This is a genomic window from Paenibacillus sp. FSL M7-0134 (assembly GCF_038007865.1).
In the GTDB taxonomy this organism is placed as follows: Bacteria; Bacillota; Bacilli; order Paenibacillales; family Paenibacillaceae; genus Paenibacillus; species Paenibacillus polymyxa_B.
In genome coordinates this window covers 1,394,310-1,409,065 of record NZ_JBBOXV010000002.1, presented here as the reverse complement: position 1 = coordinate 1,409,065, position 14,756 = coordinate 1,394,310, and the positions used below count along the sequence as shown (strand labels likewise).

At 45.4% G+C, this 14,756-nt stretch carries 15 protein-coding genes; 2 read left to right on the top strand and 13 right to left on the bottom strand.

Going from position 1 to position 14,756, the window contains the following annotated elements; translation table 11 throughout:
• Positions 1–70 precede the first annotated feature (70 nt).
• The gene (gene citZ / locus NSQ58_RS22015) at positions 71–1,183 is read right to left on the bottom strand and encodes a citrate synthase (protein ID WP_028542893.1); all 1,113 of its coding nucleotides are present in this window, start codon (positions 1,181–1,183) and stop codon (positions 71–73) included.
• Between the two features lie 345 nt (positions 1,184–1,528).
• Between citZ and ytvI the strand changes: the two genes are divergently transcribed.
• The gene (ytvI, locus tag NSQ58_RS22010; RefSeq protein ID WP_028542894.1) at positions 1,529–2,647 is read left to right on the top strand and encodes a sporulation integral membrane protein YtvI; all 1,119 of its coding nucleotides are present in this window, start codon (positions 1,529–1,531) and stop codon (positions 2,645–2,647) included.
• Between the two features lie 29 nt (positions 2,648–2,676).
• Here ytvI and NSQ58_RS22005 read toward each other — a convergent pair whose 3' ends face one another.
• From NSQ58_RS22005 to NSQ58_RS21975, 7 genes are all read right to left on the bottom strand, one after another.
• Positions 2,677–3,075, bottom strand: a complete 399-nt coding sequence (locus NSQ58_RS22005; RefSeq protein ID WP_013309596.1) for an FxsA family protein — start codon at positions 3,073–3,075, stop codon at positions 2,677–2,679.
• Positions 3,072–3,590, bottom strand: coding sequence for an acyl-CoA thioesterase (locus NSQ58_RS22000; RefSeq protein ID WP_023987913.1), 519 nt, complete (start codon positions 3,588–3,590; stop codon positions 3,072–3,074). The genes NSQ58_RS22005 and NSQ58_RS22000 overlap by 4 nt, the downstream gene beginning before the upstream one ends.
• Positions 3,591–3,724: 134 nt before the next feature.
• On the bottom strand, positions 3,725–5,014 hold the full coding sequence (gene pelA, locus NSQ58_RS21995) for a pectate lyase (RefSeq protein WP_028542895.1): 1,290 nt from the start codon (positions 5,012–5,014) through the stop codon (positions 3,725–3,727).
• A 288-nt stretch (positions 5,015–5,302) separates the two neighbouring features.
• Complete coding sequence (gene pstB, locus NSQ58_RS21990) at positions 5,303–6,145, bottom strand: phosphate ABC transporter ATP-binding protein PstB (RefSeq protein ID WP_023987911.1); 843 nt, start codon at positions 6,143–6,145, stop codon at positions 5,303–5,305.
• 17 nt (positions 6,146–6,162) lie between these two features.
• On the bottom strand, positions 6,163–7,059 hold the full coding sequence (pstA, locus tag NSQ58_RS21985; protein WP_023987910.1) for a phosphate ABC transporter permease PstA: 897 nt from the start codon (positions 7,057–7,059) through the stop codon (positions 6,163–6,165).
• Positions 7,059–7,991 carry a phosphate ABC transporter permease subunit PstC gene (gene pstC / locus NSQ58_RS21980; protein WP_013370343.1) on the bottom strand — a complete coding sequence of 311 codons (933 nt, stop codon included), beginning with the start codon at positions 7,989–7,991 and terminating at the stop codon, positions 7,059–7,061. Before pstC ends, pstA begins: the two co-directional genes overlap by 1 nt.
• A 106-nt stretch (positions 7,992–8,097) precedes the next feature.
• Positions 8,098–9,021 (bottom strand): phosphate ABC transporter substrate-binding protein PstS family protein, encoded by a 924-nt coding sequence (locus NSQ58_RS21975; protein ID WP_025722004.1) that lies wholly within the window; start codon positions 9,019–9,021, stop codon positions 8,098–8,100.
• Between the two features lie 207 nt (positions 9,022–9,228).
• Between NSQ58_RS21975 and NSQ58_RS21970 the strand changes: the two genes are divergently transcribed.
• On the top strand, positions 9,229–10,125 hold the full coding sequence (locus tag NSQ58_RS21970; RefSeq protein WP_341058198.1) for a LysR family transcriptional regulator: 897 nt from the start codon (positions 9,229–9,231) through the stop codon (positions 10,123–10,125).
• 98 nt (positions 10,126–10,223) lie between these two features.
• Here NSQ58_RS21970 and pyk read toward each other — a convergent pair whose 3' ends face one another.
• The 5 genes from pyk to NSQ58_RS21945 form a co-directional block, all read right to left on the bottom strand.
• The gene (gene pyk / locus NSQ58_RS21965) at positions 10,224–11,654 is read right to left on the bottom strand and encodes a pyruvate kinase (protein ID WP_023987907.1); all 1,431 of its coding nucleotides are present in this window, start codon (positions 11,652–11,654) and stop codon (positions 10,224–10,226) included.
• A 125-nt stretch (positions 11,655–11,779) separates the two neighbouring features.
• Positions 11,780–12,763, bottom strand: a complete 984-nt coding sequence (locus NSQ58_RS21960) for an acetyl-CoA carboxylase carboxyltransferase subunit alpha (RefSeq protein ID WP_023987906.1) — start codon at positions 12,761–12,763, stop codon at positions 11,780–11,782.
• Positions 12,764–13,657, bottom strand: a complete 894-nt coding sequence (accD, locus tag NSQ58_RS21955; protein ID WP_013309586.1) for an acetyl-CoA carboxylase, carboxyltransferase subunit beta — start codon at positions 13,655–13,657, stop codon at positions 12,764–12,766.
• Positions 13,658–13,837: 180 nt separating this feature from the next.
• Entirely contained in the window at positions 13,838–14,026 is a 189-nt protein-coding gene (locus NSQ58_RS21950) for a hypothetical protein (protein ID WP_013309585.1), read from the bottom strand.
• Between the two features lie 153 nt (positions 14,027–14,179).
• Positions 14,180–14,677 (bottom strand): phosphatidylglycerophosphatase A family protein, encoded by a 498-nt coding sequence (locus tag NSQ58_RS21945; protein WP_023987905.1) that lies wholly within the window; start codon positions 14,675–14,677, stop codon positions 14,180–14,182.
• Positions 14,678–14,756: the final 79 nt, after the last annotated feature.

Below are 14,756 nucleotides of genomic sequence, written 5' to 3'. Positions count from 1 at the left end.
GTCGTCCCCTCTATTGTACCTTATTTTTTAAATTCAGGGTATACAACCTCAATCTTCCTTCGACAAGGGGCTAGCGCAACTCTGGTGATACATATTTTTGATCCATTGGACCTGTATATTCGGCGCGAGGACGAATCAGGCGGTTATTTTCATACTGCTCTAAAATGTGTGCGGTCCATCCAGATACACGACTCACAGCAAAAATAGGTGTAAACAGGTCTCTCTTGATACCCAGTTGGGTATACACAGAGGCAGAATAAAAATCCACATTGGGCTTCAAGCCTTTTTGCCCTGTTACAATTCCTTCAATTCGAACTGACATATCAAACAACGTTGTGTCACCGTTCATTTCCCCCAACTCGCGGGACATTTTGTGCAAGTGCTTGGCACGCGGATCACCGTTTTTATAGACTCGGTGTCCAAAGCCCATAATTTTTTCGCGGTTATCCAGTTTCGCCTGAATATAGGAGTCCACCTGATCTAAACCACCAATCTCCTCCAGCGTTTTGGCCACAGCCTCATTGGCCCCACCATGCAGTGGTCCTTTTAAAGCTCCAATTGCAGACGTGATTCCAGAATAAATATCCGACAATGTGGCTACCGTTACACGCGCAGCAAAGGTAGAAGCATTTAATTCATGATCGGCGTGCAGCACGAGAGCCTGATTGAACGCTTTAATAGCCGTCTCCTCTGGATCCTTGCCAGTCAGCTGATACAAAAAGTTTTCAGCGATGGAAATACCTTTTTTAGGCGCAATCGGCTCCAAGCCCTCGCGTATACGTGCTATCGCTGCCACAATGGTGGGCAATTGCGCCTGAAGCTTGACGGTTTTAGTCACATTAGACTCTCTCGACATATCATCCGCCTCTGGGTCATACAAAGCGAGAGACGATACGGCTGACCTCAAGGCAGCCATCGTGCTCAAATTTTTCGGGTATAACTTTAATTGAGTAACAATTTCATCCGGAATAGCAGCGTATTCGCTTAACTGGTTGCGAAGCTCCTGCAATTGCTCTTTATCAGGTAATTTTCCAAACCACAACAAATAAGCTACCTCTTCAAAATCGGCGTTAACAGCCAAATCATCAATGTTATAACCCCGGTACGTGAGAACGCCATCTACGATAGAGCTTATGGAGGAAGTGGTCGCTACGATCCCTTCCAGACCTTTAGTCGCTGTCATCGTTACATCTCTCCTTTGTAAAAACATTGTGAACGGACTTGCAATGTAAACATTTTCAAAAGTAAGATATGTCTTTTAAATAGCTGAGTAATGTTAACGCCATATGTCAATATTTAAACCTTCTTTCACTATACTGGATTTTGTCGTTTATGTGAACATTGAGGGCTATTCCAACACATTCAAATGTTTTATCGCTTCCATAAATAAATTTTTGAAACCCCTTACAAAAAATATTGATTTATTTGCACTTTTTTACACAGGTCTTGTCTCCCCCCTTTCCCGCATATGTATAGTAGAGCATTTATTTTATGAAAAACTATCGCAAAAGAAAGGAGCCGTGAGAGCTTGAGCCGATTAATCCTGAATCGCATATTTCGTGCTATATGGGTGGCAATCGTGATTGTAGCTCTGTTACTGGGCATATATGCGCTTTTCCCTCTCATCTATCCTTTCCTATTCGCCTGGCTTGTGGCTTATGCCATGAATCCACTGGTTAGTTTTCTGCGTAACAAAGCCCGTATGCCACGTTGGACGGCTGTCACGGTCTCATTATTTGTATATTTAGGTGGAATTGCAATTATCCTTTCTGCGGCAATCACCCGCATGGTCCGAGAAGTTATAAAGTTGGCCATGACTTTCGACGGACATATTGAGCGTTTTAAAAGTCTGTTTATCGATTGGACACAAAGCGATTTGATTCAAAATGTAATTATTGAAATTAACCATTTTATCCGGGATAATCCGGATTACCAACATACCATTAACAGTAATATTGATAAGACAACTCAAACCGTGAGTTCGGCTGTCACTACGCTAGTCGCTCAATTTTTTAATGGAGTTTTGAACTTGCTAACCTCTCTGCCTAATATGGGAGCAGTTCTAATGGTTATTGTATTAGCAGCCTTTTTTATTAGTAAGGACTGGGACCGACATAGTCGGATGCTCTCAAATACGGTTCCTGATACGATTCGCAAACCATTGTCAGATATATGGCACGATCTGCGTAAAGCACTGTACGGCTATTTGCGTGCACAGTTTATTATCATCTCCATTACGGCATTAACAGTCATTGTTGGGCTGTTCATATTGCGTGTGGAATCCGCCTTTACCATCGGTTTGATGATCGGGCTAGTGGACTTGCTACCTTATTTGGGGGTTGGCATTGTGATGATTCCGTGGATACTGTATGCGTATATGTCCGGTAATTTGGCACTAGGGGTAGGATTGTCGATCCTTTATATCATCCTGTTGATTGGACGACAGATCGTGGAGCCTAAGGTGCTGGCCAGCAGCGTGGGCTTGAACCCGCTTCCCACCCTCATCGGTATGTTCATCGGGCTCAAGCTGTTTGGCGTTTTAGGATTAATTATCGGACCTGTATCACTAATTGTCGTTGATGCACTGAATCGTGCGAATGTCATTCAGGACTTGCGCAACTATATTCTCGCTGGAAGAGTCCGATAGATCATGGATAGGAAAAACGGCAGCTCACGTCAAAACCGCCGAAACGTAATACTGCCGTTTTTCATTTTTTTCTCCAGCCACTTCAATAAAAAGCGTCGGTACAACGCTCGTGTTAAAGGGAATACCAACGTAAAACCAATAATATCTGTTAAAAATCCGGGGATAAGCAGCAAGCTCCCACCGAAAAAGACACATAATCCATCCAGCATTTTACGGCCGGGCATTTGTCCCCGGTTCATTTCGTTTTTCGCATCGGCAATCACCTTACGACCTTCAAATTGCATCATGGCAGCCCCGATTAGGGTCGTCAGAATGATGAGTAAAATCGTTTTGCCCGCTCCAATCCAATGACTTACCCATATAAACCCGTACAGCTCCGCCAAAGGAATGAGCAGCAGCAACAGCCATAGACGTTTACGCATCATCATGACTTCTGCCCCTCCCCGCCTGTAAAAGCAAACCTTAATGCAGTGTACAGCTCAGGTAGCGCCTGATCTAGTCGAACAGGCTTCCATTCGGTGTTCAACCATACATGACGTGTCATCCCTGTGACAAGCAGTTCTCCCGGTAGCGTGTCTGCCTGGGTCCATACCTTTCCCAGATACCTTTGATGCTCATCGTCCGTTACCCGTCGAACCTCATAGGTATAGTTTAGACGTAGTCTAGAGAAGTCCGTAATTGCCGTATAAATGGTAATTAAATCATCATATCGAGCAGGACTCGCATATTTCGCATTGATTTCAATAACTGGCAGCAAGACTCCTCGTTCCTCCATGCTCCGATAGTTAAAGCCCGCCTGCCGGATCATTTCGGTACGCCCGATCTCAAACCAGTTCAAATAATTTGCATGATATACGACCCCCATCTGGTCGCTTTCCTGATAACGGACACGTAGCGGTGCGCCATACCAGCGTAATTCCGTTTGTTTCTCCTCTTGAGTCATACAAGCTCTCCTATCTTTGTGCATCTTTATCTCTATTTTGCCCTCTCTCCATTAAACCATATTTACAGCCCAGGAACAAAAAGAGGGCAGACCGACCGGTCCACCCTCGCAAATCATATATAATAATGCCTTTATTATTGTGGCAACGGCTTGGACAGTTTATAATATCCGCTATCCGAAGCCAGCTTAAGCAAACTCTTAGCCTGGCTTCCCGCCCAGGCGTAACCAAGTCGTCTTTCCTCACTAATTTTCATGATGTCGGTATACTTTTTGCCATCCCGGTCTGAAAAGAAATACTTATTGTCTTCCACATTATAGAAACGATACCACATTACGCTCGATGCATCCTTTTGGAAAAACTCCGGACCTTGACGATTGTATTTGATACCGTCGATTCGGTTCGCGTCGAACCATTTCAAAGCGCTCTGAGCCGCTTTTTTCACTTCAGCGGTTTGCGGCTGGGACATGAGAAAAGCAGTAATGCCTACTGATTCCGTAGTTGTTTTGGAAGGTAGCTCAAATGCCCGGGCTTCAACAGATGCATAAGTAGCCGGATCGTGCTGTGCACCCCAGATTGTCGGTGTACCATTATTTACAATTTGAGACTTAATTGTGTACTGGATACCTTTGTTTAGCGCTTGCTGAAGTCTGGAGCGAGATGCATCGTCCAAAATATCGCTATCAAACGGCTGCTTCTTGTTCACAATATCGTCAGCCAAAACCATAACTCTAACCATCGCATCATCATTATAAGTTACAGCATCGGAATAATTACCACGTTTAGGGTATACTTGCGGCCAGCCACCGGAGGAATACTGAGAGGTTAAAACGAAGTCAATTGCTTTTTGTACACTGTTCTTAATGTCTTTATTTTTTGTTTTTTTGTATACATCCGCCAAAAAGCGAATCTCGGTTGTCGTGGCCTCGTTATCGAACGTTCCGAGCTCAACACCATCCTTGCTCTTCCATGTGGAGCGTGCAGTTTTGCCATCCCATTTGGATTTATAATTCTTTTCCATAGCTTTGAAGAATCCGCCATGTGGTAATTGCCAGGATACAATATTTAAGGCAAGTGTAGTATCCTTGGATGTATTCCCCGTAGAGAACTTGCTAAAGTCGCGCATTTTGTTCAGGAGGCTGTCTGTATTCACAACAGCGGTTGGCTTCGTCACAGCCGACAGCCCAAATAATTGCTCACGATCCAAAACACCTGAATTTACACCGTCACCATAAACGTCCCGTCCCACAGCTGAATCTGTGGTAAGCTCATAAGAAGCAGTCGCCGATTCACGTCCTGAATCATATGTAGCCGGCACCATCTCCTGTGCCGCAGCCCATGAGGGACTTAGGAGTCCTGACGTTACTGTAATCGCCAAACTTGAGAGCGCTATCATCTTTACGGTTGGACACATCTTCTTCTTCATTTGAACCTCTCCCTTATTTTGAGTTGGGTAATTGCGTTCAGTTTAACCCTATATATTCTTGCTGAAGATTCTTTTTGATAGCGAAGGGAACTGAACCACTATTTATGCATGATAAATAGTTAGTTGTATTATATGAAAATATATCCAAACGATCAATATATTTTAATTTACTAATAGATTAAAAAAGTTACAAAACGTTGAAAACAATAAAAATCCTCTTACTAATGCTGGATTAGTAAGAGGATTTTACGTGCAGCTAATATATAGTAGGTCGATGAGCAACATCGCTTAACCAAATCGACCCATGATGTACTCCTGAGTCAGCTCATTTTCAGGATTCGTGAAAATATCGTTCGTTTTCCCATGTTCAACCAGACTTCCGATATAAAAATAAGCAGTATAATCGGAAATTCGTGCAGCCTGCTGCATATTGTGCGTCACAATAACGATGCGCAGTTCTTTTTTTAATTCGGTAATGAGCTCTTCTACCTTGCCTGTAGACACAGGGTCCAGCGCGGAGGCTGGCTCGTCAAGCAATAGAATTTTCGGTTGAACGGATAGTGCACGTGCAATGCAAAGCCGCTGCTGTTGCCCGCCAGACAGCGCCAGAGCGGAGTCATGAAGGCGATCCTTGACCTCATCCCATAATGCTGCTTTACGCAGGCTGCTTTCGACGATTTCATCAAGCTGTTTCTTCTTGCGCACCCCACGGTATTTGGGACCGAAGGCGATATTATTGTAAATAGATTTGTAAAAAGGGTTGGGACGCTGCCACACCATGCCAATTTGCTGACGCAGCTTGATCACGTCCGTTTCCGGTGCTGTCAAATCCTGTCCATCCATCCAGATGTGACCCGTTGTAGAGGAAGATGCAATCTCATCATTCATTCGATTAAGGGAGCGCAAAAAGGTCGATTTACCGCAGCCGGAAGGCCCGATCAGGGCAGTCACAGTCTGCTCGGGAAAGGCCAGATTCACTTTTTTCACAGCCTCAAAGCTGCCATAATAAATACTCAAATCCTCAGTACTGAACGGATGCGGCGGTTGCCCCGCAAGCTGTTCCGAACGCGTAGACTGAACGGATGTTGCTGGTGCGGCGGTTTTTGCCGTTCGCGTAATCACATGTTCCATTGTTCTCCATCCCCTTTCTAATCCATACGTTTGGCAGCTGTCAGACGGCGGTATACAACTCTTCCGAACCATCTTGCACTCAAGTTGAATGCAAGCACAAGCAGCACCAGTACGGCAGAAGCGCCTGCAGCAATATCTTTGGAGTCAGGAGCAATCCCCTCACTGTTGACCTTCCAAATATGAACAGCCAATGTTTCAGCAGGTCGCATCGGGTTAATAGGCGATCTGGCATGCAATGGATTCCAATCGGTAAAATCAAGCGGCGGCGTACTCATCCCTGCTGTAAACAGCAGTGCGGCGGCTTCCCCGAAAATACGGCCTGCGGCCAAAATCGTACCCGTAATCAAGCTTGGCAGCGCAGCTGGCAACAAAATGGAGGTGATGATTTTCCACTTGGATAATCCAAGCGCGAGTCCAGCTTCCTTTTGCTCCTTCGGCACAGCTCGGAAAGCCTGCTCAGTTGTGCGAACCATCAGCGGCAGGTTGAATACGGCCAAAGCCAAGGCTCCTGATAAGAGGGAAAAGCCAAAATCAAACGTATTTACGATAAGTAGTAGTCCAAACAATCCGATGACGATAGACGGGAAGGAGGACAATACTTCGACGACAAGTCGTATAAAGTCCGTAATTTTCCCCGGCTTTGCATACTGCGCCATGTAAATACCTGCGCCCCAGCCAATCGGAATGGTGATAATCAAAGTTAAGATTAACAAAAATACGGAATTAAATAGTTGTGGGCCAATGCCACCGCCTGCACGTAATGTTTGGGGAGCACTGGTTAAAAAGTCAAAAGAAATATGACTGACTCCGCGGGCCAAAATGAAGCCCAGTAATCCCACCAAAAGTGCAACAATGAACAAGGCGAAGAAACAGATTACAAATGTAGCGATCTTGTCGGTCGTTTTAGCTTTCATCAAACCCGGTTTCTCCTTTCAAGCAGCCTTACCAGCAGCACGAAAATGAATGTCATGAGCAGAAGAACAAGCGCCATGCTCCAGAGAGCATTGTTATGAACGGAGCCCATCGCTGTATTCCCCATGCTAAGTGTAATGACGCTGGTCAAGGTCGAAGCGGATTCCAGCAAGGAATGCGGTATGTGCGGAGCATTCCCGATTACCATCTGTACAGCCAACGCTTCTCCGAAGGCACGAGCCATACCGAGAATAATTCCTGTTAAAAGAGCAGGCAGCAGCGTCGGAATAATAACACGGGCAATTGTCTGCCAGCGGGTAGCACCCAAAGCATAAGAGGATTCACGCAGCCCCCCCGGTAAGGAAGACAATGCATCCGCCATAATACTCGTAATCGTCGGCAAAATCATGACTGACAACACTAGGCAGCCTGCCAGAATGCCAATGCCTTGTCCTCCAAACACGTTCCGCAGCAGCGGGACGATGACGGTCAAGCCGACAAAGCCATATACAACCGACGGAATACCAGATAATAATTCAATCGCGGGTTGAAGGATACGTTTACCCGATTTCGGCACGATTTCCGTCATAAATAAAGCCGCACATAAGCTGAGCGGACTGGCAATTAAAGCCGCCAGTATGGTTACTGCAAAAGAACCCGTAATAAACGGAAGCGCTCCGAAGGACTTAGGCTCGCCATCCGGGCTCCATTTGGTTCCAAAGAAAAACTCTCGCAGACTGACTCCATTCACCGCAAATGTAGCTACACCTTTGGAGGCAACAAAATATACGATGGAGACAATGACTGCAACTAAAAAAACGACACAAACCGACGTATATATGCGGCCGGTCCATTCTTCCCAGTAATGTCTTTCTTTCATAACTCGGGATCGTTTATTCTGTTCCATGTATGCCTTCCCTTCAATTGGTTCCATACTGTAACTCCTTTAACCGAAGAATAGAGGCAGGACGCTAGTCCGCCTCTTCTTCGTGAATATACTCGCGTTAGCTGCGTTCATCGAACAGGAGGTGTGGCTCTCCTTATTTCGTGATATTACCGTCAGCATCACGTTTCACTTGCATACCTGCTACTGGAATGTATCCCAAGTCTACGACATCCGTTTTTTGGATTTCATCTGACAGAATGTAGTCAAGGAATGCTTTTACATGCTCTTTTGGCTCACCTTTAGTGTACATATGCTCGTAAGCCCATACTGGATATTTACCTTGTTCTACATTTTCAACGTTAGCTTCAACGCCATCATATTTCAAAGTAGTTACTGTGTTGTCGATGTAGGACAGAGCCAGATAACCAATCGCACCCGGTGTTTCAGCAATCAGTTTTTTCACAGTACCGGAGGAATCTTCTTGAATGGAGCCCGGCAGATCTTCCGTTTTTTGTCCCAATGCGTATTTTTCAAATGTTGCACGAGTACCGGAGCTGCTTGGACGGTTTACGATAACGATTTTTTGATCTGCACCGCCAACTTCTTTCCAGTTCGTGATTTTACCTGTAAAGATTTGTACCAATTGATCTTTTTTCAGGTCTGTAACGCCTACTTTAGGATTCGCTACCGCTGACATGGCTACAACAGCTACTTGGTGATCGACCAGTTCATCTGCGCCGCTCTCCAGTTTTTCTTTTGCAAACACGTCGGAGTTACCGATGTCCGCTTGTCCGCCGGAAACTTGAGTCAAGCCAGTACCGCTACCGCCGCCCTGTACTTGAACTGCAATGCCTTTATATTTATCGACAGCCATAAATTTTTGTCCCGCTTGCTCTACCAATGGTTGAAGTGCAGTGGAGCCAACAGCCAGAATATTTCCTGTCAGTTCAGCAGCTGCTTTATTGTCTGTTCCTGTAGCAGCTTCTCCTTGTGGTGCAGCATTGTTACCTGATCCGCAAGCTGCAAGTGCAAATACCATGGTGAGAGTCATCAGAATGAACGGCCATTTTTTCAACATTTTTTATTGTCCTCCCCTTAGTTAAGTGACGGTTTTTTATTTATGACCATCAACACTTTTACATTGTAGGCCTGGAATGTTAGACGAACGACGTGGTTTTGTAAAACAAATATAAAATATTGATAGATAAATTATTTTTCGGTATATAATTAATCTATAGTTTGAAATTCACATATGAACGACATATAAGGAGAGCTGCTGGATTCCATGAATATTCTAAAATTGCGTATCTTGATGCTGATCGACAAATTCCATAAGGCAACGGATGTGGCCGAAGCTTTGCAAGTCAAACAACCTACCGTCAGCTTTCATATGAAAAGCTTGGAAAAGGAAATGGGTGTTTCCCTATTCTCTCTTCAACAAGGCAGGATTATGCTAACGGAAGCTGGAAAAAAATTATTACCTTACGCAAAACAGATCATCTCTCTGGAGCAAGAAGCTAGACAAGCTGTAGATGAACTGACAGAAGAGTCACAGAGTCAATTACATCTGAGTGCAGAGTCGATATCAGGTACCTATCTCCTCCCCACCTTGATGGCTAAGTTTGCTCAACGATATCCAGATTGTCGTATTCAGTTGGAGATTCAATCCCCGGATGCCATTAAGCAGCTACTGAAACAGGGAGAAATTGATTTTGCTTTTCTCGACGATAGAGATTCTCTTCCAGAGTATACGGTGGCAGAGCCAGTGGCTTCAGATCAAGTAGGAGTTATCCGTTCTGCATCTGCACTTGCACCTGCATCCATATCAGAGGAGTTCGATGGACCCGATATGCTGGACAAGCACAAATGGGTAAAATATAGCGGTTCATCAGTTGTAGATCAGTATTCCTCGCTAGTTAAGCCTCATCTGGAAATCAACTCTTGGGAAGCGGTAAAGCAAGTCGTAAGCGGCGGAGAAGCGCTTGCCTTCTTTCCTGCAAGTGGAGTCGATAATAATGAAAATGCTGTTCCCTCGGTGGAATGGCTTCCTTATCCCGAGGCTGATAACAAAAGGAGTCATTATCAAATAAACATCGTGTACCAACAAGATACACACATGAACTTGACGCAACAGGCATTCCTTGATTTCATACGACGAGAAGGAATGGAAATGAAAAGCTAGAGAACATAAAAAAAGAGCATCCAAGTCTTATTGACTTGAATGCTCTTTTGCTTGTTGTAACGAATACATACAGCCTCGGTATTATTTCGAGACTTTAATTACGCTTGTGCTGGAACGCAGCTAATTTTGATCAGGTTCGTAGAACCGGAATCACCAAGAGGTACGCCCGCAGTAATCACAACCAAATCGCCCTCTTTAACGAGGCCAGATTTGCGACCGCCTTCCAGCGCATTGTCAAACAGACTATCTGTTGTGTCAACGACTGGTCTGCCTTGTACTGCATGTACACCCCAGATCAGAGCCAAACGGCGAACTGTTCTTTCCTGTGTTGTAACAGCTACAATCGGAGCTTCAGGACGGTATTTAGAAATCATACGCGCCGTTGTTCCGCTTTGTGTGGACGTCAAAATCGCTTTGGCATGCAGGTCAAGTGCAGAAATAGAAACGGATTGGCTGATTGCTTCTGTAATACTAATTTCTTGAGCCGTTCTTTGTTTTTTGAACAAATCACGGTAGTTCAAAGAAGACTCAGCTTTTTCTGCAATACGTGACATCGTCAATACGGATTCTACCGGATATTTACCCGCAGCTGTTTCGCCGGACAGCATAATTGCGTCTGTTCCGTCAAAAATAGCATTCGCCACGTCACTTGCTTCCGCACGAGTCGGACGCGGGTTACGTTGCATGGAATCCAGCATTTGTGTTGCCGTAATAACAGGCTTGCCAGCTACATTACATTTGTTAATCATCAATTTTTGCGCCAGAGGCACTTCTTCAGCAGGAATTTCCACACCGAGGTCACCACGAGCAACCATCAGGCCATCCGAAGCTTCCAAAATTTCATCCAGGTTGTCAACACCTTGCTGATTTTCTATTTTGGAGATGATTTGAATATGACTTGCGTTGTGTTTCGCCAGCAATTCGCGGATTTCCAGCACATCACTTGCTTTACGAACAAAAGAAGCCGCGATGAAATCAATGTCCTGCTCAATACCGAAAATGATATCATTAGCATCTTTTTCCGTAATACCAGGCAAAGAAATAGCGACGCCTGGAACGTTAACGCCCTTCTTGCTCTTGATCGTTCCGCCATTAACAATGCGGCATTTGATTTCAGTGCCTGATACTTCAATAACGGTGAGTCCGATCAGACCATCGTCGATCAGAATGGTGGAGCCGGGCTCCACGTCCGAGGGAAGATCTTTGTACGTAATAGAAATACGATCTTGCGTACCGAGAATTTCTTCCGTTGTCAGCGTAATGAACTCGTCCTGAACAAGCTCAATAGGTTCAACTTCGAGCTTTCCTGTCCGGATTTCCGGCCCCTTCGTATCGAGCAAAATAGCAACGTTCTTGTTAAGCTCCTTACAAGCTTGACGGATGTTTTTAATCCGGTTGCCATGCTCCTCGAAATCACCGTGAGAGAAATTCAGGCGGGCTACGTTCATACCAGCCAAAATCAGTTTCTTCACATTTTCCAATGACTCACTGGAAGGACCGATGGTACATACAATCTTAGTTTTGCGCATTTGGGTTTTTCCTCCGTTTTCAAAGGTGCTACTCTTTATATCTTTTTCCAACAATTAAATCTACTACACTTTTTCCTATTTGTATAGGAAGTTCGTCATATTTATTGTTACCCGTTTACAGCGTATTACAACATAGGCTCAGATTCCGAAGACTTCAAGAAGGTGTATTGACCTATTTTTCGGAATTTTTGATACCGATCTTCCCTCAATTCATCGCAGCTCATATTCGTAAGGTCTGCCAAATGACGTTCCAATAGCTCCTTGATTGCGGCAGCGGTCACTTCATAGTTACGATGCGCGCCCCCTTTCGGCTCCGGCACAATATCCTCGATAATTTCCATGCGCAGGAGGTCATTAGCCGTGATCTTCATGGCTTCAGCTGCCTGATCGGCCTTGGAAGCATCTTTCCATAGAATCGAGGCAGCACCGTTTGGAGAAATGGCCGAATAAATGGCATGTTCCAGCATCAGCACACGGTTACCAACTGCAAACGCAAGCGCACCGCCGCTTCCACCCTCGCCGATGACCACACAAATAACAGGCACCGAAAGCTTTGCCATCTCCCGCAAGTTGCGGGCAATCGCTTCCGATTGACCTCTCTCCTCTGCTGTATTACCCGGATAAGCGCCCTTCGTATCAATGAATGTAATAATAGGGCGTTTGAATTTATCAGCCTGCTGCATAAGACGCAAGCCTTTACGAAATCCTTCCGGATGAGCACTGCCAAAGAAACGTGCAATGTTATCTTTCGTATCCTTACCACGCTGTTGACCAATGACGGTCACCGGAATACCATTTAGCTTGGCAATTCCGCCCACAACCGCCAGATCGTCTCCAAACAAGCGGTCGCCGTGTAATTCAATAAAGTCCGTAAACACCTGCTCAATCAGATCAAGAGACGTTGGTCTTTGATGATGACGGGCCAAATGCATTTTTTGTGGTGCTGTAATGTTCGAATATATTTCTTCTTCCATCTCGAGATAACGGTCCTCGAGACGGTTGATTTCATCTGTAAAATCAATTTGCTTATCCTGTCCGAATTGCTTGAGTTCTTCGATCTTCTGTCGCATCTCGACCAGGGGCTTTTCATAAGGCAGTTCACCAGCCATCTATTCCACCCCTTTCACACTGTGCAGATCAAGCAGTTGCCCGAGGGTATCACGCAGTTCCTTGCGGTGTACAACCATATCCAATTGTCCGTGCTGCAAATTAAATTCGGATGTTTGAAAATCATCCGGCAACTTCTGTCTGATTGTCTGTTCAATTACAATACGCCCTGCAAAGCCGAATACAGCTCCTGGCTCCGCAATATTAATATCTCCAAGCGTAGCAAAGCTGGCGGATACTCCGCCTGTAGTCGGGTCGGTGATAACAGAAATATAGAGCAAGCCCTGCTCATCCAGACGAGCAAGAGCAGCACTTGTTTTGGCCATCTGCATCAAGCTTAAAATACTTTCCTGCATACGTGCCCCGCCAGAAGTTGAGAAAATAATTAGCGGCAGACGCTTGTCTATTGCTTGCTCAATGGCGCGGGTAATTTTCTCTCCTACGACTGAACCCATACTGCCAGTAAAAAAGTCAAAGCTCATCACAGCAACGACAACAGGATGTCCATAAATAAGGCCGTCGCCTGTAACGACAGCCTCTCGCAAGCCAGATTTCAGGGTCTGTTGCTCCAGCTTGCTCGCATATCCCGGAAAGTCCAGCGGGTCAACCGAAATCATATCTGCATCATATTCCGTAAATGTGTCTTCGTCGAGCACCATGCGAATGCGATCCATTGCATTCAAACGCATATGGTATCCGCACACCGGACACACTTTCAAATTTTTCTCTAGTTCTTTGCTGTATTGAATACTTCCGCACTTGCCACATTTGGTCATAAGACCTTCGGGAATTTCCCGTTTGGGACGATCCGGCATGTCCGCTTGATCGCCGCTCAGCGCCCGTTCCGAAGGGATGGTCGCGTATTTACGCTTCTTTTGGAATAAATCTTTAAACACAACTACACCTCTCCAGCCGTTTATTTGTCAGCCGTAACCGATACAAGGTCCTCTGCCGTCTATGCGGCACCTCTAAGCATTATGTTCATACACACGTCAACGCCTGTTACTAAAACATTACCGCCGATCGTGCATCCTTTGTTCCACTCATGCTGCTGTATCACTTCCGCCGTTCCGGACTCAAGGGCGCAAAATCGAATTAAGCACTTCCTGTATTTCTTCGACTTCACCCGAAGGCACAAGTATCTCAAACTGTTGCTTGGATGCGCTGATGGCCCGGGCCTGCACCATAAAACCTTCTTCAGACAGTTTGAGCTTAATCATGTCAGCCAGTCTGGCCGTCGGTGCAATATAAATCACCGTCCACATGCCTTGTTTCTACCCCCTAAGCCTCAAGTTTTGAGCCCATATAATAGACTCATGATAACATACCTTACTTTTTTCCCGCAACAAAAGCCCTCCTGATCATTCAAGTTCCGTCGGAGGGCCTAGAAAATCATCAACTCTGTCCACACAGGTCAATTAAGCATCCAATGATGCAGGATAATGCTTAGCATGGAGGCTCCGATGTGCAATGCGCGAAGAAGCAGCGGCAGCCAGTCCGGCGACAAGATCGTCTAAAAACACATGAATACCACTGCCTTTTTGGTTCAGCTGTTCAATAATCCCCGTCTTTTCCTTATCCAGATAACCAAAACTGGTTAAGCCGATCATACCGTACACACTCGTAATTCCAAGAGCCAGTGTCTCGTCCACTCCGTACAGCGGTTCGTCAGCCTCCATAATGGCTTGCAATGGCTGGGGGAGAAGTTTTTTTTCGGCCAGTTCATCAAGCGCAATACCTGTGAGCAACGTATATTGAACCTCGCGCTTTTGCAAAACCGCTTTGACACTGTCTATACATTCTTCCATCGTCAAATGAGGATAATATTTTAGCTGAAGCTGAAAAACAATGTCCGCAATGGACTCGATCCGAATGCCTCTGCGATTTAACAAAGTTTCTGCATATTCATAGGACATAATTTCCCTCCCGCTTTCACCGTGCAGTTCTATTCTTTCACCGTACGGGACCTTATGGTGCAGGGTACGTGTTGAATCT